The sequence below is a fragment of the Butyrivibrio sp. LB2008 genome, assembly GCF_000621565.1.
Taxonomy (GTDB): domain Bacteria; phylum Bacillota; class Clostridia; order Lachnospirales; family Lachnospiraceae; genus Butyrivibrio.
This window is the reverse complement of sequence record NZ_JHXZ01000017.1, coordinates 88,478-113,475: the sequence shown is the minus strand read 5'-3', so window position 1 is coordinate 113,475 and position 24,998 is coordinate 88,478. Positions and strand designations below refer to the sequence as shown.

Here is a 24,998-nt window from a genome sequence, read left to right as displayed (position 1 = left end):
CTTGGCAAGATGACAATTAGATAAATTACTTGTGAAATAATCCATGTACTGCGTTGTCGTCAATCGTCGATGCCCGCATCGACTCAATCCTCCGCCTTGTACTTGAATTATTTCACTTCGTAATTGATCAAAAGTCATCTTGCCAAGACACTAGGTTCAAGCTTGTTGAAGTAGTATGGTATGCATCCAATTTTTATAGACAATAATGAAGAAAGGACCCCCATGAGACTTAAAAACTTCCTGATAGTTGTTAAAGATATCGAAAAATCCAGAAAGTTCTATCATGATCTGTTTGGCCTGGAGTTGCTCCTGGATAATGGAGGAAACATGATCTTGTCGGAAGGGCTGGTACTGCAGGAAGAGAAGTACTGGAAAGAGTTTTTGGGAAAAGAGATTATTTCGGAAAACAATTCCTGTGAGCTTTATTTTGAAGAGGTCGACATTGAAGGCTTTATTGAAAAGCTTGAAAGGTATTATCCGGAAGTGAAATATGTCAACAGACTCATGACGCACAGCTGGGGCCAGAAAGTCATACGTTTTTATGATCCGGACGGCAATTTGATAGAAGTGGGGACACTGATGTAAAATGGCAAATTATTCTGTAGAGATAAACGGCATACACGTGGATGCCACATATAGTGACGAGGTTGTTGAGCGGCTCTTTTTGCCGCTGCTTAAGGAGCTTTCGGCTTTGCAAAAAGAAAAGGGAAGGAGAATTCTTGTGATGCTCGCAGCACCTCCGGGAGCGGGGAAGAGCACGCTTGTAAGCTTTCTTGAAAAGCTCTCAAGGGAAAATGATGATATTACGGACCTGCAAGCTATCGGAATGGATGGATTTCATAGAAGGCAGGAGTATCTGTTGTCACATACAACAATACGAGATGGTAAAGAAGTGAAGATGGTGGAGATAAAGGGAGCGCCGGTTACTTTTGACCTGGAGAAACTGACTGCTGCGATAGAAAAGGTGAGCTCCGGTGAAGATACCTTTTGGCCTATATATGACAGGCATCTGCATAATCCTGTGGAGCATGCAATTCATATCACAAAAGATATAGTTCTTCTGGAGGGTAACTACCTCTTACTTGATATGGACGGATGGAACAGGCTAAGGGCTATGGCGGATTACACTATCAGCATCACTGCTAATGAAGCTATGCTGCGTAAAAGACTCATCGACCGCAAGATGAAAAGCGGAAATGATATTGAGTCTGCTACAAGATTTGTTGAGTACAGTGATATGGCCAATGTCAGACTGTGTCTTGAGAAAACAGTTAAAGCTGACATGGTTTTGGAAGCTCAAGCACTTCCTGAATTCTAAAGCCTCTCCATCCATCATCACGCTCGATAGTATTCTGCGGAGTATCCTCCGTTTATAATCATTTCCTCCTCTTAAGTGTCATGACAGCCCCACATACAAAGCCGCAAAAAGCAAAGGGTGCAATTCTGACAAATACAAACTCAAAGCCATGCAAAATAGTCCCTGCAACAGCGGTCTCGGGATCACTGTAATCCCAATTAAGATAAGGACTTCCTGCCATTAAGATTATAATAAATATAGCTACAATAACCATACTCAGCACTAAAAAAATCCAATGAAGAATATTTCGTCTCATTGCCTTTTGCCTTGCAAGCTCAAGCGTGATGACTTCAAGCTTTTCGGATATTACCTTCAAATCTTTCTGAGAATTTTCTGTTATTGTTTCACCAAGAAGAGTACTGATGGGAGTATCCAGTATGTCAGAAATAGAAACAAGCATCTCCGAATCCGGAACTGACAGACCACGTTCCCATTTCGAAACGGTTTGTCTCACAACATTCAATTTGATAGCAAGTTCCTCCTGTGAAAGACCTTTTGATTGCCTAATCTTTTTTATGTTTTCGTTTAACATGAGCGAAAGTCTCCTTTCGTAGCAACAGTACTATGAAAGCTGCCGTTGCTACAAGCAATGAATATTAACATCCCAGAAAAAAATATTCTATCCCATTAATCTATGCAAAAACATACAAAAGTAATCCTATATTGATTTTAATATGTTTTACGCCGGTGATAATCCCTATTTTTTATTATTTCATTTGCTTATGCATATTAAATGCTACTCAAAAAATATTTAGTATGCAGTAGCATGATTCTCACTTGATCAAAGACAGTTAGCATAGCATCGTGAAATACTCTGGTGATTTTGGGCTATTTTGTCGATGCTGTGCTAAATACTGCGCCTCTAGTCAGTTCAGATCCTGCAAGCGATCGTCCTCTGTCTTATCTATGCTTATGTCTTATGAACACACCTCGCCATTTAGTAGCCAGTTCAGACACAGGACCATAGGGGCGGATAGGCGTGTCTTCGTACAAGGTGATTGATTTTCAAAATTCATGAATCGGCAGATGCCGATTGTCCTGAGCAACGCGAAATGAGGCATCTGCCGATTCAGGAATTTTAGAAAATCACACCGAAGACGTACACACGCCTATCCGCCCCTATGGCCCTGCGTCTGAACGTCCCCAAAGGCAAGGAGTCCAAAGGCAAAGCCTCCCTCAGACATAACCTTCCGCAAGCATGACCTCCCCTAAAGGCAAAGCGCCCCAACCAAAACGTCAAGCAATAAACGTAATTGACCGCCCCAGTGCAGCACAGTATACTGAATTTAGTATGAAAAATGTGCCGGAAAATAATAAAACAAGAGTAAAGAAGCCCCTCAAAAAAAGGCTGATCATATTGGCGGCGATGATCACAGTGCCGTTTGTTCTTATTATTCTGTACATGATCTACTCCCTCATCAACTACGCCAACGCCTACAACACAATCGTAAGTAACCTCGCCGTAGCGAACAGTTTCAACCTCACATTCAAGGAACAAATGGATGAGAGCGTGTATCGTATAATCGTCGGAAGAGATGCGTTTGGAAGCGGAGATGAGAGCGATCCCTATGTACTTGTCGAGAATTTGCGCGCAGATTTTACGGAACTTAAGTCAATTACTACAGAAGTAAACAGCAGAACATGGCTTGAGACACTCCTTAGAAATGTCGATACACTCGAGAACAGACTCGATGATATCAAGAAAAGCGTAGAAGCCGGCGGACATTATGATGAAGATGTTGAGATGCTTGATTCCAACATCTATTCTTTGACCGAGCTTATCCAGGACAATATCCAGTACTATATCTATTATCAGACCAAGACAATCGAAGTTATTAACAAGGGCCTTCTAAAAGAAATGCAAGATTTCCTAGTGGTACTTGTCATACTTCTTATCCTCGGAATACTCTTTACGGTAGTCACGACAGACAAGATTGCAAGGAGCATTGTTGAGCCGATAGATACCTTAAGTTCTGCGACCAAGGAGATTGCGGAAGGAAACTTTTCTGTAAGGACTGCGCTTAACCTTGAGGATGAGATAGCTCTTTTGTCCGAAAGTGTTGATGACATGGCGGCACATCTCGAGATACAGATGGAACAGATAAGAGAGGATGAAAAGAAAATGCGAATGGCGGAGGCAAGACTCCTTCAGGAACAGATAAATCCTCACTTTTTGTACAATACACTCGATACTATCGTGTGGCTTATAGAAGACGGAAAGAATCAGGAAGCGGAAGATATGGTCGTTTCTTTGTCCAAGTTCTTCAGGATATCTTTAAGCCATGGCAAAGAATGGATAACCATACGCGAAGAAGCTCAGCATATCAGGAGCTATCTGGAAATTCAGAGCGTAAGATATTCAGATATACTATGTTATTATATAGATATTGATGAGAGCCTGAGTAACTATAAAATCCTTAAGATGACGCTGCAACCGCTTGTTGAGAATGCGCTTTATCACGGCATCAAGAATAAACGAGGAAAAGGACTCATCAGGATCACGGGTAAAAAAGAGGATAAACTTATAAGATTTGAAGTCAGCGATGACGGAGTCGGAATTGATGATGAGACGCTCAGACACATCAGAAAAGAGCTGAACAAACCCGCCAAGGATACAGATACGGGATTTGGCATGGCAAATGTCAATGAGAGAATCAAGATGAATTTCGGTGACAGGTACGGAATCTGTATAGAGTCGGAACTTGGAAGCGGAACCACGGTATCTGTGGTGATACCGGCAATTGAGTATGATCATGATGAGGAAAAGGATGCTGATAAATAATTCCGGAGAAAAGATTAGAATAAAGATCACAGCTCTTTTGACCGTAATCTGCGTTGCACTTACGGGATGCGGGCCGTTTACGGACTATTCGGTGGCTGATGTTTCGACGGGAGACATAGGTATCGGGAATATGTCTGATGATGCTCTTGTGAGCGTTGGATTTTCGCAGCTTGGAAGCGAGTCGACCTGGAGAAGCGCAAATACGGAATCAGTGAAAGCGGCTCTTTCTACAGATAACGGATTTTTTCTCATATTTGATAATGCAAGACAGATGCAGGAGAAGCAGTTTAAGGCGGTCAGAAGCTTCATATCGCAAAGAGTCGATTATATAGTAATCTGTCCTGTGATACAGGAAGGCTGGGATGTAGTGCTTGCTGAAGCAAAAGATGCGGGGATACCTGTGATCTTGCTGGACAGAAATATTTCGGTCAATGATGATTCAATGTACACATCTTTTATTGGGGAGGATATGTATGCTGAGGGCGCATCGGCCGGAAAGTGGCTCGAAGAGCATTTTGCGAATCAGGGAAGAAGCAACGATGAGATCAATATTGTAGTGATCGAGGGTACAAGCGGATCTTCCGCACAGGAAGGAAGAGCACAGGGCTTTGGCGCTATTGCGGCAAGGAACATGAACTGGAATATGGTCGCTTCGGTAAATGGAGAATTTACCCAGGCAAAGGGGAAGGAGACCATGGCCAGACTCCTTAGCGAGTTTGAAGATATTGATGTTATCGTATGTCAAAATGATGATATGGCATTTGGCGCGATCGAGGCGCTGAATGAAGCAGGGGTTAAGACGGGCGGTATAGGAGAGCCGGTTCTGATTTCTTTTGACGGAACCAAGAAAGCTCTGGAGCTTGTCAAAGAAGGTGTTATAAATGTCGATGTCGAATGCAATCCAAATTCGGGTGAGCTTCTTGCGCAGATCATAAATGATCTTGAAGCGGGGAATGCGGTAGACAAGGCTTATTATATGGAAGAGAAGGTATTTACAAAAGAAAATGTCGATGAGTACATCGAAGACAGAAATTATTAAGGGGTTAGTATGCTTAAGGTTTTTCTTGTGGAGGATGAAAGTGTTGTGAGGGAGAGCCTCAGAAACAACATACCATGGAAGGAGTACGGATTTAACTTTGTCGGAGAAGCTAGTGACGGAGAGATGGCGCTTCCGCTTATCAGAAAGACGGCGCCGGATGTTCTTATTACGGACATCAAGATGCCGTTTATGGACGGATTGTCACTTAGTCATATCGTGAAAAAAGAGTTTCCGTCAATGCGCATCATCATCATGAGTGGATATGATGATTTTGAATATGCGAAAAGAGCAATAAAAGAGGGCGTCGATCAGTACATATCAAAGCCGATCACCAAGTTCGGAATGAAGGAAGTTCTTGACAGTGTAAAAGAGAAGATAGAGAAGGAGCGCACTCAGCAAGGGTATCTGATGCAGTATCAGATGGAAACGCAGGAGTATGAGCAGCTTCAGAGAAGAGAGTTCTTTGAGAAAGTTCTTACAGGAGCTATGCCGGTAAAAGATATCTATGTGGAGGCGGGTAAACTTTCGCTTGATATCACGGCTTCGGCGTTCAGTCTCATTCTTTTTTCCATAAAAGATAAAGAAAAGCCGTTTGAGGAAATCGGCTCTGTGCAGTACTGCAAAGCGCTTGAGGAACTTATGAGTTATTTTCTTAGGTTTCCTGCATATATATTGTCGAGGTGGTCGCTAAATACCTACATTGTTGTCGTTAAGGGTGAAAAAGATATTGTCGCAGATTACGTGGAGAGAGGCGTTTCCAAGATAGTTGAGATCTGCGAGGGCAAGGATGACAAGATTGAGTGGTATGTTTCGGCGGGCAAGCCTGTTGAGAGATTCAGTGCACTCGTTAAGTGTTTTAATCTTGTAAATCATGCATTTGCATGCAGGTACTTTGTGCAGGATACGCATGTACTTACGGAAGATACTACGGCGAAGTACACATCCGCTCAGAATGACGGTTCCATCGAGAATATAGACAGCTCAAAGGTTGACAGTGCGGTTCTTAAGGGATTTCTTTCTACGGGAACTGAGAGTGAGATCGGGGAATTTGTATCCGAATATCTCACAAGTCTGGGTGATGCCTTAAAGAGCCATGTGTTTAGGAATTTCTTTGTGCTCAATTCATTGTTTGCTGCGAGCAGTTTCCTTGAATCGAGCGGTGTTTCGAAAAAGGACATCGATGAGAATCTCTTTTCACTTAAAGAGGGATATGAGATCAAGAGTAAGCAGGTTGAGGAGTTTATGGTGTCGCTTCTTAAGAGCGCGCTTGAACTTAGGGACAGCGCTTCAAATAAGAGAGGAAATAAGCTTATCAGCGATGCCATTGCATATATTGATGAGAATTACATGAATGAGAGCTGCACGCTGGTTGATGTCGCGGAGGCGCTTTCGGTAAACAGCAGCTATCTGAGCACGGTTTTTAGTAAGGAGATGGACACGACATTCGTGAAATTCCTTACGGCAAAGCGACTTGAGAAGGCAAGAGACCTCCTTGCAAAAGAGAGGATGCACACTGCGGACGTCGCTGCTGCGGTAGGATATAAGGATTCGCACTATTTCAGCTTTGTATTTAGGAAGATGTACGGAATGTCTCCCAAGGAATACCGGAATCAGAACAGCTGATAGGGAAGGACAATCGAGATTTTCGGTTGTCCTTTTATTATGGCAAGTATTCTCTCAGCTATGGCGGATGCAAGCGGCTCGCGCGGGTGACTGAAGCTCTTTAGATGAAAAGAATTTACCTGCGAGAGGTAGCTGTTATCGAAGCTGAATACTTTTTTGTCGGATAAGTTAAGTATCTTCAGGTCTCTTAGGTGTTTTACATACGGGTATGCATATTCATCGCTTCCGAATATGATGGCGTCGGAAGTTTTGCAGAGTGTTAAGATAGCGGACGCGGAATCTGAAGCGGAATCAGAATTTTTTTCTCCTTCGATGATATATTTTTCTTTGTCAAAAGGAAGGTCGAGGTCTCTTAGTGCCGAGAGAAAGCCGTACAACATGGCGGATTCCTGCGGATTGGCGTTTCTGAAAACTCCACAGATCCTGCGGCATCCGCTTGAGTGAAGGGAAGATACGAGGCTGTATGCGGCATCGTATGTTCCTTCTGTTACAGACGGGATTCCCGGCATGTTGCGGTAGGCGCCGTAGAGGAAGATGACAGAGCATCCTTTCTTTTCAAGATTTCTGTAGATATCTGAATTTGGATTTTTCATAAGCGAAAAACACTCTGCTAATATGGCGAGCGGAGGGTTCTGAAGGAGCTCTTTTAAAATAACTCTTTCTCTGTAAAAGTCGTTTCGTGTCTCAAAAACAGAGACGGACATGGGAACATCTGCATTTGAAGAGATGCTTTTTTCTATATCATAGATGAGCGAAGGGTAAATATACTCGTCGGGCCTTGTAAACAGCAGGCAGATATGATTTCTTCCGGCATCGGGATTAAGCCCCGTCAGGCGGTAGCCGCTTCCCTGGCGGGAGGAGATGAGATTTTCGTCTTTTAGGTCCGATAAGACTTTTCTGATTGTCTGGCGGCTGCAGGAGTATTTTTCGCAAAGCTCTTTTTCGGTGGGAAGAGCCATGTCACCTGTGACCAGTCTTTGAGAGATTTCTTTTTTTATTTTTTGAGAAATATTTTCCAGCTTAGTCATTTTTTTTCCTCGATTATTTAAAAAAAATGGGTAAAAAAATTTGTCTTCTTATGATCATAAAAAATATTCAACGTAAATTTTGGAGGTGTTATCAAAATTATCAGATAATTTTGCAAATATTTTTTGGGGATAATCCAAAAAATTTTATTCTAATATAAAGAAATTCAACTAAAAAAGTTCCGAGATGCATATCTGTATAAATTTGTACTTTTTACATCAGTATAACATTCAAATTTGTATTGTCAAAACATAGAAACTTGTGCATGTTGCCTTACGAATGTATGAAGAAAGCCGCATAAAAAGTAAAATATGTATAAGAAACCACTATTATATTGTAAATGGAGGGTGTAAGTATGAAGAAGAAAGTATTGGCAACTATTATGGCAGCAGCTATGTCGCTCACAATGCTTGTGGGATGCGGATCGGAAGGCGGAGGAGATGCAACGGCTCCTGAGACCGATGCAGGAGGAGAAGCAACCGCAGAAGCAGGCGATGCAGGGGAAGCTCCGGCGGCAGACGGTGATGTTATAACAGTTGGTTTTGCACAGGTTGGACATGAGTCAGATTGGCGTACAGCTTCAACAACTTCAGTTAAAGCAGCACTTTCAAACGAGAATGGTATCGACCTTCAGTTTGTAGATTGCGACAATGATTCAGCAGCACAGCTTGAGGCAGTACGTAACTTTATAGAGCAGGACGTTGATTATATCGTTATCGATCCTATCGTATCGACAGGTTGGGACACAGTACTTACAGAAGCAGATGATGCGGGAATTCCGGTTATCGTAATCGACCGTACTATCGATGATTCAGACAAATATGTTTCATGGGTAGGTTCGGAGTTCACAAACGAAGGTCTTGCTGCAGGTGCTTGGCTTAAGGCTTATGCAGAAGCTAAGGGCATCAAAGAGCTTAACATCCTCGAGATCACAGGAACAACAGGATCTTCTGCTGAGATCGGACGTACAAAGGGCTTCCATCAGTATATCGATTCCGAGGGATGGAATCTTCTCGATTCACAGACAGGTGACTTCACACAGGAAGGCGGACAGACAGTTATGGAGTCATACTGCAAGTCTTATGCAGGCAAGTTCAATGTTGTTATCTGCCAGAACGATAACGAAGCATTCGGTGCAATCGATGCAATGAAGGCAGCAGGCGTTTCTTACGGTGTTGACGGCGATGTAATAGTTATCTCATTCGATGCTTGCACAGCAGGTCTTCAGAAGGTTCTCGACAAAGAAATCAATGCGGACTTCCAGTGCAATCCTCTTCAGGGACCTGATTGCCTTAAGATAATCCAGGCTCTTCAGGGCGGACAGACAGTTGAGAAGCAGACATTCATGGAAGAACCTTGGTTTGTATCTGAAGATATCCTTAAAGATATCTCTTACAAGAACAATTCAGGCAAAGATGTAACAGAACCCCTTATCGTAGTTGATGCAGCGAAAGTAGACGAAGCATACTGATTTAGATCATAGATAAAAATTAAAGGGTAGTTCGTGAGAACTACCCTTGTTCATTAAAAAGAACAGAAAGGTATTATTTATGGAGCAGAATGAACTTATTGTTATGCGTGACATAGTGAAAGTCTTTCCGGGCGTAGTGGCACTCAATCACGCACAGCTTACACTTCATAAAGGCGAGATTCACGCACTGATGGGCGAAAACGGCGCAGGAAAGTCTACCATCATAAAGTGTCTGACAGGCGTGTACGAGCGTGATGCCGGAGAGGTTTATGTGCAGGGCGTAGAGGGAAATGTTTTTAACCATTCTACGGAAGATGCACAGAAAGTCGGAATCGCAACGGTTTATCAGGAGGTCAATCTTTGTCCGAACCTGTCGGTTGCGGAAAATCTTTTCATCGGACGCGAACCTGTTACCAAGCTTGGCACGGTAGATTGGCGGACAATGAATAAGCGGGCAAAAGAGATAATGGACGGCCTCGGCATATCTATCGATGTGACACTTGCTTTGGAAAACTATTCACTTGCAATTCAGCAGATGATAGCTATCGCGAGAGCGGTGGATATGGAATGTAAGGTACTCATCCTCGATGAACCCACATCATCGCTGGATGATAATGAGGTTGAGAAGCTCTTTGGCGTAATGAGAGATCTTAAGGCAAAAGGCGTAGGAATCATATTTGTTACTCATTTCCTTGAGCAGGTTTATGCAGTTTGCGACAGAATCACGGTTATGAGAAACGGAAGTTTTGTAGGTGATTATACTTTGAGCGAGCTTCCGAGAGTTAAGCTGGTTGCGGCAATGCTTGGTAAAGACTTTGACGATCTTGCAGCCATCAAGCCCGAAGGTAATGTCGAAGTTAATCCCGAGATCATGCTTAAAGCCGAGGGACTTAGCCATAAGGGAACCGTAAAGCCTTTTGATTTTGAGATACATAAAGGTGAAGTAGTCGGAGTTACAGGTCTTTTGGGAAGCGGCAGAAGCGAGATGGTGCGCTGTATCTACGGTGCAGATAAGGCTCAGACCGGTAAAGAGTTCATGAAGGGAAAAGAGATCAATATAAAAGCGCCTATCGATGCCATTAAGCAGGGCATGGCTTATCTTCCCGATGACAGAAAGGCCGACGGATGTATCGGAGATCTTTCTGTAAGAGATAATATAATTCTTGCACTTCAGGCAAGGAATGGAATGTTTAAAAAAGTTTCAAGAGCAAAACAGATTGAGATTGCAGATAAATTTATTGATATGCTTCAGATCAAGACTGCGAGCAGAGAGACGCCTCTTTCACAGCTTTCCGGAGGAAACCAGCAGAAGGTTATTCTTGCAAGATGGCTGTGCACTCATCCAGATTTCCTTATTCTTGATGAGCCCACAAGAGGTATTGATATCGGAACAAAGACAGAGTTCCAGAAACTGATTTTGCAATTTGCGCAAGAGGGAATGAGTGTCGTATTTATTTCTTCTGAAATAGAAGAGATGCTTCGTACGTGCACCAGAATGTGTGTTATGAGAGACGGCGAAAAAGTTGGGGAAATTGACGGCGATATGACACAGGAGAGTGTAATGAGTGCGATCGCGGGAGGTGAGAAGTAATGGAAAAAATAAAGAAACTAACGAAGCAGCAGTTATTTTTGCCTTTCTTCTGCCTTCTTTTAGTTCTTCTTATAAATTTGATAAAGAATCCGTCATTTTTTAGTATCGGTATTCAACATGGAGTGTTGTATGGAAGACTTATAGATATTTTGAACAGAGGTAGCGAGATAGCAATACTTGCGGTGGGGCAGACGCTTGTTGTTGCTGTATCGGCGGGAACCGATATTTCTGTCGGATCTGTTATGAGTTTGTCGGCTTGCGGAACCTGTATGATGCTTGCGGGGTACGGAGTAAACTCTACTACAGAACTTGCGGTTCCGATGGGAGTGGGAATTCTTTTTGGAATCTTCCTTGGCGGCGTGTGCGGTGCAATGAACGGCGCGCTTGTTGCTAAGTTAAAGATTCAGCCTATGGTCGCTACACTTATTCTTTTCACAGCGGCAAGGGCCATCGGCCTTCTTATGTGTAATAACCAGATCACATACATCAGATACGAGCCGTATAAGTACCTTGGTAATTTCATACCGGGATGTCCTGTTCCCACAGCCATCTTTGTAACCATCGCGGTTATCGCGGTTGTGACGCTGTTTCTTAAAAAGACAGCGCTCGGGCTTTATATTCAGTCAGCAGGTATCAACAGCAGAGCGGCAAGGATCTCCGGTATCAATTCGGCACTTATATGTTTCCTTTGTTACGTAATCTGCGGTGTCTGTGCCGGAATCGCAGGAATGGTTGCAAGCAGCCGTATTTATTCGGCAGATTCCAACAATATCGGACTTAACTATGAACTTGATGCCATCCTTGCTGTTGCGCTCGGTGGAAACTCACTTGGCGGCGGTAAGTTCAATCTTGCCGGTGCGGTAATCGGAGCTTATACGATTCAGGCTATCACGACAACCCTTCTTGCCATGGGCGTTTCAACAGACCAGGCGCCTGTTGTTAAGGCTATCATAGTTGTTATCATCGTAGTTGTTCAGGCACCTACATTTAAAGAGTGGATTGCCAATACTGAGGCAAAAAGAAAAGCTCTTAAGGCGGAAGGAGGTCAGGAGGCATGAAGAGTTTAAAGAAATTCAGCGGAAACACGCTGCTCCTTTTGATCACCATTGTTCTTTTTGTAGTGATGTATGCGGCAGGATGTGTTGTTTATTCGGCTAAGGGATTTACACATGTACAGACTTTTTTAAATCTCCTTATTACCAATGCGGGTCTTATCTGTGTTGCTTGCGGAATGACCTGTGTAATGCTTACGGGAGGAATTGATATTTCCGTAGGATCGCTTGTAGCTATGGACTGTATGATCCTTGCATATGGAATGGGCGTTAAGGGATGGCCCTGTATTCCGCTTATCATTCTGATCCTTATTATCGGACTTGTATTCGGTGCGGTTCAGGGATTCCTTATCGGATATCTCAAGATTCAGCCGTTCATTATCACCATGGCGGGAATGTTCTTTGCAAGAGGTATGACGGCGGTTATCTGTACGGATCAGATTTCAATCACGCAGGAGATGAATCCTACATTTTATAAATGGGCAAATGCCAAGATCAATCTCCCGAAATTTCTTGGATATGTAAATAAAAAAGGTAAGACGGTCGTACCGTTTGTCAGACCTACTGTTGTTATCGCAATCATAGTTGTTGCACTTATTTTCTTCTTACTTAAATATACTAAGTTCGGAAGAAGTCTTTACGCAGTTGGCGGAAACCAGCAGTCGGCGACTATGATGGGACTTAATGTTAAGGCAACCAAGATGAAAGCTTACATGCTTTCTTCATTCCTTTGTTCCATCGGAGGAATCTGTTATTGCCTCAACACTATGTCAGGTTCTGTTCAACAGGCACTCGGTTTCGAGATGAATGCGATCGCATCTGCGGTTATTGGCGGAACGCTTCTTACAGGCGGTGTCGGAAATGTTATCGGAACGCTCTTTGGTGTTCTCATAAACGGAACGATCTCGACACTTGTAACAACAAACGGAAAGCTTTTATCAAGCTGGAGTAACATTATGACGGCGGCGCTTCTGTGCTTCTTCATAATTTTGCAGAGTCTGTTCGCTTACTTCAAAAACAGGAACAGCAGATAATTAAATTGTGTGTGGCCCCCGCGGATTGTGTACTGACATCCGCGGGGGCTTTTTATAAGGGGACGACCTGTATGGCCATTTTTTACAGCCGTTTCGCTTGTTGACATTCAAGACATAGAAACTCAGAGCTGTATATTCTTCGCTCCAAAACTCGCCCATAAATGGGCTCAAACAGTTGGAGCGAGAGCAGAATATACAGCTCTGAGTTTCTATGTTCTTGAATGTTTCAACTCGCGAAAAGGCTGTAAAAAATGGCCATACAGGTCTGCGCAGTTATAGAAAAGCCTCCGTGCTGATTGCGCGAGAGCTGTGCATTTCCAAGCAGATACCGGCGAGGAGGCTACGCAAAAAGGCTGTAAAAAGGCTATAAAAAGGCTATACAGGTCTGCGCGGTTATAGAAGAGCCTATATGCTGCTTGACCAAGAACTGCGCGCTTCAAATATTAGTGGGCGATTTAAGGGGCTTGTTGGTTGACTCATGTTGAGGAGATGCGGAATTAAGGTCAATAAAGAAAGGCTTGCTGAGTGACTCATAATGAGGAAATGTGGACTTAAGGTCAATGAAGAAAGGCTTGTTGAGTGACTCATAATGAGGGAATGCGGAATTAAGGTCAATAAAGAAAGGCTTGCTGGTTGACTCATAATGAGGAAAAGTGGAGTTGAAGTCATAGATGGAGCTTCTTACAGTACCATGACGGCAATGACAAAATGTCCTACAGATTAAAAGTGCATATGCAGAACTAATTATCTGTGAATTAAGGGCGGATTTCGAAGCGAAAAATAAGAAAATCCAGATAAAAGAAGTACACAGGGCCTTAATTATCTGTGATTTTATGATATATTCCGCAAAATTAGCAGTAGAAACACAGATTGAAATAGCATAAATATCATTGTTTATCTGGGTTTTAGAGCGTTTATCTACATTATGCATCTCAAAAACACAGATAATACCTATCAACTATGATTTTTTATCTGTTTTTTGGGGGGGATTCTGAGAAAAAACGAAGAATAATCGCAGTTGCTTAGAGCTGCATTTGCTGCGGAGTTCACGAGGAATAAGTCAAGAGTAAACCAAGCTCATAGGTGCGGGCAATTAAATTGGCTTGGTTGATGCAGTTATCATGAGATATTGTGCGCTTCAAATATACAATAAACGGGGTTTTGTGGGAGTATTGCTTTTTCGTTTGAAGACTAATATTATATATGAATAAAAGATTAACATTTTTTAAGCAAAACAGTTTTTATGATAAAACAAATAACCTGAATGAGAGAAATATATGGATATATCAAGGCTTAGTCGAATAGAAAAGTGCAATCTGGCAATAGAATTGGGTGAAAGAGCGGCAGCGTATTTGGGCGACAATGATGCTATAAAAAGTCAGGTGGCTGATGCTCTTAACTTAGCCAAGAAGTGGAATGAGACAGAAGATGCCGGGGAATTGCTATATGATTTCCTGGATAATGAAGAGCATGGCTTTACGATATATCAGGAAAATGAGGAAGACGAAATCAAGATAAATGCGTGGAATTGTGTTATAGACGCTATTGCATTTGTATCTAAAATTGCTTATTTGGAGAGCGGGATAAAATATCTTCCGGAGCCGATTGAGATAGTGGATGATGATATTTTTGATCATATGGAAAATGCTCTGAGACTGTGCAGAAATTAAGAACGGTAATTTAGTGAAAAGGTTTGAGACTAAATGTCGGAGATGAAATGAAAAGAGAAGTTTTTTTAGAAAAGATTAAAGAGATGGGGATAAAACCCGAGAGTTTAGGAATTTATTTTGATGAAATATGCAGGGTTCCATATGCAAGGGGTATCTATTGTGATAATGGAGATTGGGTAATATACAGTATTGATGAAATAACTAATGTTCATGAGGAGTATCGCGGAGAAGAAGAAAATGCTTTTGATATTTTATTTGAAAAGCTGTTTGTCAGATTGGCTGAAGACAAATATATCAATCATTCGATCACTGATGATATAGTAAAAACTCCTCGGACCGTTATTTTTGATTATTTTCGTAAAAAATATCTGATGGAAGATGAGGAGCTTAATGAAGCATGGAATTATCTTCTGCAGAATTTTGTTGTATTAAATAACCTAAAGTATTATGTCGTTCATGATTCTTTTGTCCCTGAAGAAGATGCCTGTGTGTTTGAGGGATATACGGCCAAAAGAATCTACGAAGGAACTTACTTAAACGAATTGGAAGCGCATAAGTACTTGGTGGATCTAAGACTTAATCCGAAGCAGGCGCTTAACAAGTTAGAAAGTATGCTCAGGATAAATAAAGAGCCGGGTAATCAAAGCACTGAGATTGTTGTAAGGGCAGAAAAGATTGAAAAAGAGAATGTAAAAGAGAAGGCAGAAGAAAAGAGTAAGAAAGTCGAAACAAGGTATTATAAATTTGACAATAGCGATGGCGGCATGAGAGCAACAAGAGAATATCAGTATGATGATAGCGTGGGTGACATGAAATTAACCCTTTTTAAACTTGAATATTTGAACTGCTTGGGAATTTGGGAAGAAGATTGTACACTTTTAAGAAAATTTGTTGGAGGGGATACTGATTTTGATGAGATATCAGAAGCGGAAGCCGACAAATTAGTTGAAAACATGAGGAACAGATATGGTCATAATTCAAGAAAAGGCGGATTATGGTGCAATATAAAGAATCTGTTTTGTAAAAGCAAATAATTTTTTTTGATAGGGGATTTTTGGAGGATAAGTAGTTGCCGAAAAAAATATACGATAAATTACAAGAACTGCTTGAGTCGCGTAGTGGTGTGGTACAGCCTTATGCTGAGTCGGACGAAACGGTATCTTCTGTTAAGTACAAAATTAGGTGGGCAGGTAATATTGCCTTTGCGGTTCAGGGATGGGAGAATTTTGGCTGGTATTATGTGGAGCGGAATAATGAGAGAGTGTCAGCGCTGTTTCATTACAAAACAATCGATGATAAAGATTTGGGAATTATGCAAAATCTGATAGATGAGATTGAGAGTGGTAAGTATAACGGCAAGAAGACGCTAAGCGATAAGATTCTGGATGTTGTGGAAAAAAGGCAGCTTACGTCATATATGAATAAGACTAAGTGGAATGAGCTTTTTCATGATATAGATGAAATACCGGATCTTTTGATAAATTATAAAACGCTCTTTGAAGAAAAAGCTCCCGGGTTCTTCTGGACTATCCGCGGTGATGAGCATTTTTTCCACATGAATACGGCTGAAATAGAATGGTTTGCCATCAAGGATACTATAAGAAAGTCGCAGATTGTAGGACGTCTTTTGCCTCCAAAAGAAAATGAATACAGTGTAAGGGAGCAGATAGAGAGTATTTTACACGAGCATTCTATAAGTTATGAGTATAACGAGAGTGAGAAGATGTTTGTGGTTTATGGATATAGCAGGTAAGCAAAAGGGGACGAGACAAGATATACGTTTTAGAGACGCTAACTTGCTTATTGTATATAGCCGGACTACGTGATAAGATTCAAATAATTATTTTGCATAAGGGGCGGTTACCGAAAAATGCTTAGAGGTACGGCCTCCTATGGAAAACAATAGTAAGTTGACAAAAAGGATGTAATGATTATGGATTTTATTATTTCAAAGGCTAAGATTGAAAATGGTGGAAATGCGATCACTTACGATAAAGATGCATTGAGCGGCATCAAGAAGATTGCTGCGAAAATTTCAGGTGACATGGAGGCGGTTTTTGGAAGTGCGCCCCAAGTACATGAGGAAAAGGCTTCAGAAAGCCCTATATATGTAGGAACTGTCAGTGATGCGCTTATAGCAGGGCTTGGCGTTGATACATCTGATATTGAAGGAAAAAGAGAGGTCTATAAGATTACAGTTGTTGGCGAGTCTCTTGTTATCGTAGGAAGTGACAAACGTGGAGCAATCTACGGAATGTTTAAGCTTTCTGAGATGCTTGGGGTATCGCCTTTTATTGATTGGCTTGATGTAAAGCCTGCTAAAATGGATGAATTCACAATTCCATCCGATTATTGCATGATCTCTAAAGAGCCATCCGTTAAGTTTAGAGGCTTTTTTATCAATGATGAATGGCCGGCTTTCGGAAATTTCTGCAATAAGAGATTCGGCGGTTTTAATGCAAAAGTATATGAACATGTTTTTGAACTGCTGTTAAGACTTAAGGGCAATTATATGTGGCCTGCTATGTGGTCTGCAATATTCCCTAATGACGGTCCGGGACTTGAGAATGCGATACTTGCTGATGAACTCGGTGTGGTAATGGGAATGAGCCATCATGAACCTTGCTTGAGACAGGGAGAAGAGTATAAGTACCTTAGAGGCAAGGATTCTATATATGGCGATGCATGGAATTTCCTTACCAACGAGGAAGGTATAACACGTTTTTGGGAAGACGGTCTTAAGAGAAGCGGAAAATTTGAGAATGTGATCACCGTCGGTATGAGAGGCGAAGCTGACACTGCAATCATGGGAGAAGAGGCTACTTTAAAAGATAATATCGATCTTTTAAGGAAAGTTCTTTCAACTCAGAACAGACTTATAAAGGAAAATGTAAATGAGAATCTCGATGAAGTTCCGAGAATGCTTGCGCTTTATAAGGAAGTAGAGCCTTATTTCTACGGAGATGAGAATACTAAAGGTCTCATGGATGATCCTGAACTTGAGGGCGTAACACTTATGCTCTGTGATGATAATCATGGAAATTTAAGGACCGTTCCTACAGAAGAGATGAGAAACCACAAGGGCGGATACGGAATGTACTATCATTTTGATTATCATGGTCTTCCGGTGTCATTTGAGTGGTTTAATACATCACATCTTTCCAAAGTCTGGGAACAGATGACGACAGCTTATGACTTTGGTATAAGAGACCTCTGGATCGTAAATGTCGGTGATATCTTCAGTAACGAATATCCTCTGGGATACTTCCTTGATCTGGCTTATGATTTCGACCGCTTTGGTACTTCCAATCCAAACAGTGCCAAAGAATATACAAAGCTTATAGTTAAGCAGAACTTTGATGGCAAGCTTTCTGCTGCTGATATGGATAAGTGCGCGGAGCTTCTTGAGGGATATACAAGGATAACGGCAAGCAGAAGAACTGAGGCGATGAATGATAAAGTCTATGCGCCTTTTGCTTATAACGAGACATTTGATATGCTCGAAAAAATTGAAAAGCTCATGTCGGACGCCGATACGCTTTTAAATAAGCTCGAAGGCAATACGAGATTTGTTTTCTATGAACTTATATGGCTTCCTCTTACTGCAAATCTCAATGTTCAGAAGATGTGGCTTCTTACAACTTTGAACCATGCTTTTGCGGAGCAGGGAAGTACTTATGCCATGACTCTTGCCAAGAAAATAAATGAATGTATCGAATATGACAGAAAGATTGTGGATGAACTTCATACTATCGAAGATGGAATGTGGTACGGAATGGGACTTTCAGAGCACATTGGATTTAATGACTGGTGCGAAGAAGGCTGCAAGTATCCGGTAGTTCATACTTTTGAACCTGCGAACAAAGAAAGACTGATAGTTTCGGTAAAGGGCTCTGACTTCTATACGGAAGGAAAGTTCTGGACAGGACATGTGGGTGCTGTAGATGCGTTCCTTGATCCTTCAAAGGATGAGGCGGAACTTATACTTTCAACTGCGGGAAGAGTTGATTGCAGCTACGAAGTTGAAAATCCCAATGAGTTCTTTGCTATATCAGAGGAAAAGGGCGTTGTTGCGCCTAATACGATCAAGATCTTAAAGGTTAGACTTAACAGGGAAAAGTACAAAAAGGGCGATATGACTCCCGAAATATGTATTCACTGCTCTGACGGAAATGTAGTGATCAAGCTTCCTGTAAATACTTTGTCCGACATCGGATGCGGCAAAAAAGCTGACGGAACCTTCTACTGGCTTGGAAGAACTCTTGACATGAATGAGAAGATGATAGATGCGCCTCTTCATAAGAGAACATGGCCCGGCAAGCTTGAACTTATGAATTACATATCGATTGATGCTGTGAACTATACAAATAAGACTGATTCAGCCGAAGGCGGATTTGAAGTTATAGAAGATTACAGCAGAGGCCTTGATGCGGTTAAGGCATATCCGCAGGATATTATTTTTGGAAAAGACAAAAAGGAATATCCGGGGCTATCTTATAAAGTACAGGTTCCTTCAGAGGGTGATTACAAAGTTAAGCTTTATGTCAATCCGAGCAACCCGTATTCAAGGGATAATGTGATTTTCTTTGGAATCAGCGCAAATGACGGAGAGATAAATAAAATAAATATGATCGAGCCTGATTTTGCTGTTGGCGACGGTAATCCATACTGGTCACTTGTTGTTACAGAAAACAAGAGGGTTGTGGAAGCTGAACTGAAACTTAGAAAAGGCATCAATGATATCAATGTTTATGCGGTAGATCCAAACTTTGTTGTTCAGAAGCTGGTTATACATAAAGCAGGTGAGGAGCCTATGCCGTCATATTTAGGACCTAAGGAGACATTTAAATTCTGAAATCCGTAGCAGGTGCGGATTTCTGTAATTTTATTTTAGAAGTCATATTATTTGCTTTAGCAGACGTTTTTTATTAAAATGGTTCAGAAGCGCGTGCGCTTTATTAAAGAGGTTATATAAAAATACTGGGAGTTCAGAGGTGAATACGATGAAGATAGCTGTAGTTGGTACAGGATATGTTGGGCTTGCGATGTCAGTTCTTCTTGCGCAGTACAATGATGTGGTAGCAGTGGATATTATCCCTGAGAAAGTTGATATGATCAATTCAGGGATATCTCCGATAGTTGATAAGGAGATTGAAGAATATCTTAAGAAAGGGAATCTCAGGCTCACGGCAACTTGCGATCTTGCACAGGCTGCAAGAGATGCGGAGTTTGTTGTTGTTTCGACACCTACTAATTACGATGAGAAGCTTAATTATTTTGACACTTCATCGGTTAAGAGTGTTATAGATAAGGTGAGAAAAGAGAATCCGGATGCGTTTATCGTTATCAAATCAACGATTCCGGTTGGATATACCGAGTCGGTAATGGAAGAGTATGAAACGGATCACATTCTCTTTTCACCGGAGTTCTTGAGAGAGGGACGTGCGCTTTACGATAATCTCTATCCTTCAAGAATAATTGTAGGTTTTGATACCGATTCCGAGGAAGCGGCCGACAAGGCTGAGTTGTTCATGGGACTTCTTAAGCAGGGAGCTCTTAAAAAAGATATTCCCACACTTCTTATGAATACGACAGAGGCTGAGTCTGTTAAGCTTTTTGCCAATACTTACCTTGCACTCAGAGTTTCATTCTTTAACGAACTTGATACATATGCTGAGGTCAGAGGACTTAACACAAGAAATATTATTGACGGTGTTTGCCTTGATCCCAGAATCGGAGACTTTTATAATAATCCTTCATTTGGATACGGCGGATATTGCCTTCCCAAGGATACCAAGCAGCTTCTTGCAAACTATGAGGATGTTCCGAATAACCTCATTACTGCGATCGTTGATGCGAACAGAACGAGAAAAGATTTTATCGCGGACAGAGTATGGGCTCTTCATCCCAAGAAGGTCGGTGTTTACAGACTTACAATGAAGGCGGGTTCCGATAATTTCAGACAGTCTGCGATTCAGGGAATCATGAAGAGAATCAAGTCACGCGGTATCGAGTGTGTTGTTTATGAGCCCGCTCTTAAAGAAGACAACTTCTTTAATTCAAAGGTTATTCGTGATCTTGATGAGTTCAAGCGAGAGTGCGACTTTATTATTGCAAACAGGATAACACCTGAACTTCAGGATGTGGTTGATAAGGTTTATACAAGAGACCTTTTTGGGAATGAGTAAGATTTAGTTATCACCGAAAAAGAGTTTGTAGTACTATGAAAGATTTTTTTAAGAATAATAAGAAAAGAATTCTAAAGATACTTGCGGTCATTGCCATAATAATGATCGCTGCGACGGTATGGTATGAAATACCTGTGACAGAGCATATCACAATAAGCGGAGAAGGAAAGATTGATTATCCCATCAGATTTGCGCTCGTCACAGATCTTCATTCCTGCTATTATGGCAAAAATCAGTCGCAGCTTATAAAGATGATCGACAAGGAAAAGCCTGATGCGATTCTTATGTCCGGCGACATATTTGATGACAGACTTGGGCAGAAAAATGCACGGATCTTCATCGAAGGTGTGGCGGACAGATATCCTTGCTTTTATGTTACGGGAAATCATGAGTTCTGGAGCAAAAAAGAAGACGAAGTTAAAGAGTTTCTTAAGTCAAAAGGCGTGACGGTGCTTGAAGGAAATGCAAGAGATATAAACATAAACGGAAACGACATTGATATATGCGGAGTTGACGATCCGACATATATGGCTGAGTCGAAGTGGCTGGAACGGCTTGACGGAGCGGATAGAGAATCCAGTCCTGAGAAGTACAGGGTTCTTTTATCTCACAGACCGGAGAAAGTTGAAGCTTACGAGAATTATGATTTTGATCTTATCCTTTGCGGGCATGCACATGGCGGACAGTGGAGGATTCCTTTTACAAAAAGAGGCGTAGCTGCGCCGAATCAGGGCCTGTTTCCTGCATATGTCGACGGATTGTACGATCTTGATAACGGTTCGGAGATGATCGTCAGCAGAGGACTGGCAAGAGAGCGTATGCCATATCCGAGATTTTTTAATCATCCGGAAGTGGTGATCATAGATATTGGATAAAAGACAGTGGAAAGAGTCACATATTGTGGCTCTTTTTTTCTGCGCTTTTTTACTTAAAAACAGATTTACTGAGATTGAAATTAGTTTGACTTTGTGATAAAATGTTAATGTTTTATTACAAAAATGTTTCTTGGTTAGAAATAACAATTGAGGTGAAAGTAGCACCAAATGCATAAGACTGATTGATTAGTACTATGTGAAAGGGGAAGAGTAGTGAAATGATAACTTACAAGTGCAGAAATTGCGGTGCACAGCTTAAGTTATCCGATGCCGGAGGATTTACATGTCCGTATTGCGGCAGCAGGGCTTTTATGTCGGATTCGGAGCTTAAGGGTAATAACGAATTTCGTAAGAAAATGGTTACTTATTACAGTGCAAGAGCAATGGAAAAGGAGAATGATTATTCCGGTGACACGCTCTGGGAAGAGTCGGGCAGAGTTGAATATATAATGGAAAATGACCAGTATCTTACGGTCTCATATATGGATAAATATGAGTATCCACGTATGACTTGCTATCTGGCTATGAGAAATGTTGTTTATATATTTGATAATTGCGAAGAGGCAGATTTATTTTTGTGGGGACTCGATAGCCTTGTTTTTCCCGAAGCGGATATGAAGCTTGACAGATGTTTTCCTGTTTTGAAACAGCGTGCGAAGCTCAAAGACGGCAAAGAGGCACTCATATTTGTGCGCAAGCCGTATTTTTATCCGGCTGAAGTTTTTGCTCCGTATGAAGCAGATCATTTGGCCTGGGTTATTTCGAGAATGGAAAATATGTGCTGTGCGCTTGAATATTCGGGCGTTTCACACGGCGATATAAGTACGTCCAGTGTGTTTGTAAATCCTGTAACACATGAAGGAATGCTTTTTGGCGACTGGAGGAAAGTGGGAGTGAAGAGATCAAATATGGATCTTAAGCTTATCAGAGATACCGCCAGGAAGATCATGGGCGGAAACGGACAGCCTGTGCAGCTGACAGAGTTTTTGCGTTCCATGCCAAGAAGGGATGCATACGAAGATTTTGAATATTGGGATACCGTCATTGAGAGGGGATTTGGCGGCCATAAATTTAAAAAGATGTAAAAGGTTATAAAAGGAGAGAGAAAAGAATGGGATACGGAAGTTATTCTGCTTCTGATTGGAAGAAGCTTAAAGACAGCAGAAAGCTTGATAGAGGACAGAGTGTAGAGGAAGTCTTTACAAGAAATTGTTGTGATCAGAAATATGATCCCAGATATATCGGTACAAGAGAGTGCTTTGATTCTGAAGATCATCCAAACACGACACCTATTGTAGTTGGTCTTGATGTGACGGGATCTATGGGCTATCTTGCTGTAGAAGTTGCAACAGGTGCTCTTAATGAGCTTATTACAAAGCTCTATTCAACAGGTGCTGTGGAAGATCCTGCACTTATGTGTGCAGCATACGGAGATTTCAGAGACAGATCGCCTCTTCAGGTTACACAGTTTGAATCTGATATTCGTATAGCGCAGCAGCTTCTCGATATTTATTTTGAGAATGGCGGAAACGGCGATGTTGCGCCTACTTGTCTGTGGGATTTCCTTGCGCGTCATACCAATATTGATGCTGTAAACAAAAGAAATAAGAAAGGCTTTTTGTTTACTATAGGCGATAATGCAACAATCAGAAAAGAAGCTGTTGACGATACCATCGCACGCGTTATCGGGGACAGAACAGCATACGGAAGCAGAGAAGCTGTTCTTAGAGAAGTTCAGAAAAAATTCTATGTATTTCATATTATGATCGGTACGGGAAACAGGGAAAATGAAGTACTTCTCCCCGGCCATACAATTAATATCGGAAGAGCCGATATTGCTAAGATTCCTGAGATTATCATAAGTACAATCCAGATGCAGAACGGAAAGCAGATCGAAGAGGTTCTTGAACAGTGGGAAGAATTGGACAGACCTGTTATCGGTATGGCACTTGATCAGATTTCTTTACAGGATAGTGGTTTGCAGTTATGAGAACGGTTGCCGTTATTGGAAAAAATTTTGGCGATGAGGGTAAAGGGCTTGTTTGTGCAAGTCTTTCGAAGAATGTAAAAAATACTCTTATTGTCAAGCATAACGGCGGTGGACAGGCCGGGCATACTGTGGAGAGCGAAGACGGAAAGCGCTTCATACATCATCAGATCGGATCCGGGGCTGAGCATGGAGCGGCAACACTTCTTGCGGACACGTTTATGGTAGATCTCTATCAGCTTACGGAGGAGCTTAGCAGCTTTGAGCATATATATGGATTCATACCGGAAATATATGCTGAGAAAAATACTCATATTACGGTTATTGATGATGTGCTTCGAAATATGTTCATTGAGTCCGCGCGCGGGCCTTTGCGCCACGGAAGCTGCGGAATGGGGATCAATGAATGTAAGATGAGACAGTCGGAGGGCTTTTCTCTTACACTTGAGGAAGTAAGAGACCTTAATCCGGGAGAGCTTTTTCGAAGACTTAAGAGATTCCGCATTGAATATGGGCAGAGGGATATAGAAGCACTCAAAGCCAAGTTCAAGAAGAATAACCCCGGTGAACCGGCTGACTATTACGATATGCTCACGGATGACGGAGTTCTTTTTACCTATGTGAAATATCTGAAAGAGGGCATAAGGTCTATCAAGCTTGTTGATGCAAGTAAGGACTGGCTTTCGCGGTATGATCAGATAGTATTCGAAACGGGACAGGGGCTTCTCCTTGATGAGGACTATACGATCTATGCGCCTCACCTTACGCCGTCCAAGACAGGGCTTCACAATATTGCTCAGTTTCTTGAAAAGAGAGAGATGCCTCTTAATGAATTTATCTATGTTACGAGGCCTTATGTGACAAGGCACGGAAACGGGCCGCTTCCGCATGAGCTTAAGAGGGAAGAACTTCCGGGAGTCGGCAAAGACAGTACCAACATGGATAACGAGTGGCAGGGCAGTATACGTTATGCAAAACATGAAAGTTTTCAGAGCTTTGACGGGCCTGTAAGAGATGATGTTAAAAGCGTCCTGCATATGAAATGTATGCGCGGCGCAATGGTGTCGGTTCTTTTGACACATTTGGATGAAACGAATGATATTGTATATTTCCAGGATGGTGATATTCATTCAAAAGATCTTATGAAAACACTGCTGGAAGATTACGGATATACGAGGGTATATACGTCGCACAGCAGGTTTGGCACAGATATGTATAAATGATATGAATATGAATAGATTAGAGAAACTCCCGGTGCATAAAAAAGGATGCATCGGGAGTTTTTTGTCATTACAAAAATATT

20 protein-coding genes are annotated in these 24,998 nt (G+C 41.8%); 18 read left to right on the top strand and 2 right to left on the bottom strand.

Going from position 1 to position 24,998, the window contains the following annotated elements; genetic code table 11:
* Nucleotides 1-222 precede the first annotated feature (222 nt).
* Nucleotides 223-585 carry a VOC family protein gene (locus T356_RS0106675; RefSeq protein ID WP_026513829.1) on the top strand — a complete coding sequence of 121 codons (363 nt, stop codon included), beginning with the start codon at nucleotides 223-225 and terminating at the stop codon, nucleotides 583-585.
* 1 nt (nucleotide 586) lies between these two features.
* Nucleotides 587-1,318, top strand: coding sequence for a nucleoside/nucleotide kinase family protein (locus tag T356_RS0106670; protein ID WP_026513828.1), 732 nt, complete (start codon nucleotides 587-589; stop codon nucleotides 1,316-1,318).
* Nucleotides 1,319-1,376: 58 nt separating this feature from the next.
* Here T356_RS0106670 and T356_RS0106665 read toward each other — a convergent pair whose 3' ends face one another.
* Complete coding sequence (locus T356_RS0106665) at nucleotides 1,377-1,889, bottom strand: helix-turn-helix domain-containing protein (RefSeq protein WP_026513827.1); 513 nt, start codon at nucleotides 1,887-1,889, stop codon at nucleotides 1,377-1,379.
* 759 nt (nucleotides 1,890-2,648) lie between these two features.
* On the opposite strand from T356_RS0106665, the gene T356_RS0106655 reads away from it, so the two are divergent.
* The 3 genes from T356_RS0106655 to T356_RS0106645 are packed head-to-tail and all read left to right on the top strand — an operon-like array spanning nucleotide 2,649 to nucleotide 6,801.
* A complete protein-coding gene (locus tag T356_RS0106655; protein ID WP_026513826.1) occupies nucleotides 2,649-4,139 on the top strand; it encodes a sensor histidine kinase in 1,491 nt (496 codons plus the stop codon).
* Complete coding sequence (locus T356_RS0106650) at nucleotides 4,126-5,178, top strand: ABC transporter substrate-binding protein (protein ID WP_035780592.1); 1,053 nt, start codon at nucleotides 4,126-4,128, stop codon at nucleotides 5,176-5,178. The genes T356_RS0106655 and T356_RS0106650 overlap by 14 nt, the downstream gene beginning before the upstream one ends.
* 9 nt (nucleotides 5,179-5,187) lie before the next feature.
* A complete protein-coding gene (locus tag T356_RS0106645) occupies nucleotides 5,188-6,801 on the top strand; it encodes a response regulator transcription factor (protein WP_026513824.1) in 1,614 nt (537 codons plus the stop codon).
* Here the strand turns inward: T356_RS0106645 and T356_RS0106640 are convergent.
* Nucleotides 6,789-7,829 carry a GntR family transcriptional regulator gene (locus tag T356_RS0106640; RefSeq protein ID WP_026513823.1) on the bottom strand — a complete coding sequence of 347 codons (1,041 nt, stop codon included), beginning with the start codon at nucleotides 7,827-7,829 and terminating at the stop codon, nucleotides 6,789-6,791. The genes T356_RS0106645 and T356_RS0106640 overlap by 13 nt on opposite strands.
* Before the next feature lie 353 nt (nucleotides 7,830-8,182).
* On the opposite strand from T356_RS0106640, the gene T356_RS0106635 reads away from it, so the two are divergent.
* The 13 genes from T356_RS0106635 (at nucleotide 8,183) to T356_RS18640 (ending at nucleotide 24,918) form a co-directional block, all read left to right on the top strand.
* Complete coding sequence (locus T356_RS0106635; RefSeq protein ID WP_026513822.1) at nucleotides 8,183-9,298, top strand: ABC transporter substrate-binding protein; 1,116 nt, start codon at nucleotides 8,183-8,185, stop codon at nucleotides 9,296-9,298.
* Between the two features lie 79 nt (nucleotides 9,299-9,377).
* Nucleotides 9,378-10,889: a sugar ABC transporter ATP-binding protein gene (locus T356_RS0106630; protein ID WP_026513821.1), complete on the top strand. Its 1,512-nt coding sequence runs from the start codon at nucleotides 9,378-9,380 to the stop codon at nucleotides 10,887-10,889.
* Nucleotides 10,889-11,947: an ABC transporter permease gene (locus T356_RS0106625; RefSeq protein ID WP_026513820.1), complete on the top strand. Its 1,059-nt coding sequence runs from the start codon at nucleotides 10,889-10,891 to the stop codon at nucleotides 11,945-11,947. Before T356_RS0106630 ends, T356_RS0106625 begins: the two co-directional genes overlap by 1 nt.
* Complete coding sequence (locus tag T356_RS0106620; RefSeq protein ID WP_026513819.1) at nucleotides 11,944-12,975, top strand: ABC transporter permease subunit; 1,032 nt, start codon at nucleotides 11,944-11,946, stop codon at nucleotides 12,973-12,975. The genes T356_RS0106625 and T356_RS0106620 overlap by 4 nt, the downstream gene beginning before the upstream one ends.
* Before the next feature lie 1,277 nt (nucleotides 12,976-14,252).
* The gene (locus T356_RS20245; protein ID WP_051563218.1) at nucleotides 14,253-14,645 is read left to right on the top strand and encodes an Imm6 family immunity protein; all 393 of its coding nucleotides are present in this window, start codon (nucleotides 14,253-14,255) and stop codon (nucleotides 14,643-14,645) included.
* A gap of 47 nt (nucleotides 14,646-14,692) precedes the next feature.
* On the top strand, nucleotides 14,693-15,679 hold the full coding sequence (locus T356_RS0106610; RefSeq protein WP_026513818.1) for a hypothetical protein: 987 nt from the start codon (nucleotides 14,693-14,695) through the stop codon (nucleotides 15,677-15,679).
* A gap of 35 nt (nucleotides 15,680-15,714) precedes the next feature.
* Nucleotides 15,715-16,398 (top strand): DUF6678 family protein, encoded by a 684-nt coding sequence (locus T356_RS21270; protein WP_026513817.1) that lies wholly within the window; start codon nucleotides 15,715-15,717, stop codon nucleotides 16,396-16,398.
* 180 nt (nucleotides 16,399-16,578) lie between these two features.
* On the top strand, nucleotides 16,579-19,500 hold the full coding sequence (locus T356_RS0106600) for a glycosyl hydrolase 115 family protein (RefSeq protein ID WP_026513816.1): 2,922 nt from the start codon (nucleotides 16,579-16,581) through the stop codon (nucleotides 19,498-19,500).
* 148 nt (nucleotides 19,501-19,648) lie between these two features.
* Nucleotides 19,649-20,833, top strand: coding sequence for a nucleotide sugar dehydrogenase (locus T356_RS0106595; protein WP_026513815.1), 1,185 nt, complete (start codon nucleotides 19,649-19,651; stop codon nucleotides 20,831-20,833).
* 35 nt (nucleotides 20,834-20,868) lie between these two features.
* Nucleotides 20,869-21,708 (top strand): metallophosphoesterase, encoded by an 840-nt coding sequence (locus T356_RS0106590; RefSeq protein WP_026513814.1) that lies wholly within the window; start codon nucleotides 20,869-20,871, stop codon nucleotides 21,706-21,708.
* A 218-nt stretch (nucleotides 21,709-21,926) separates the two neighbouring features.
* The gene (locus tag T356_RS0106585) at nucleotides 21,927-22,793 is read left to right on the top strand and encodes a hypothetical protein (RefSeq protein WP_026513813.1); all 867 of its coding nucleotides are present in this window, start codon (nucleotides 21,927-21,929) and stop codon (nucleotides 22,791-22,793) included.
* Nucleotides 22,794-22,819: 26 nt separating this feature from the next.
* Entirely contained in the window at nucleotides 22,820-23,698 is an 879-nt protein-coding gene (locus tag T356_RS0106580; RefSeq protein ID WP_026513812.1) for a hypothetical protein, read from the top strand.
* Nucleotides 23,695-24,918: an adenylosuccinate synthetase gene (locus T356_RS18640; RefSeq protein WP_051563216.1), complete on the top strand. Its 1,224-nt coding sequence runs from the start codon at nucleotides 23,695-23,697 to the stop codon at nucleotides 24,916-24,918. The genes T356_RS0106580 and T356_RS18640 overlap by 4 nt, the downstream gene beginning before the upstream one ends.
* Nucleotides 24,919-24,998: the final 80 nt, after the last annotated feature.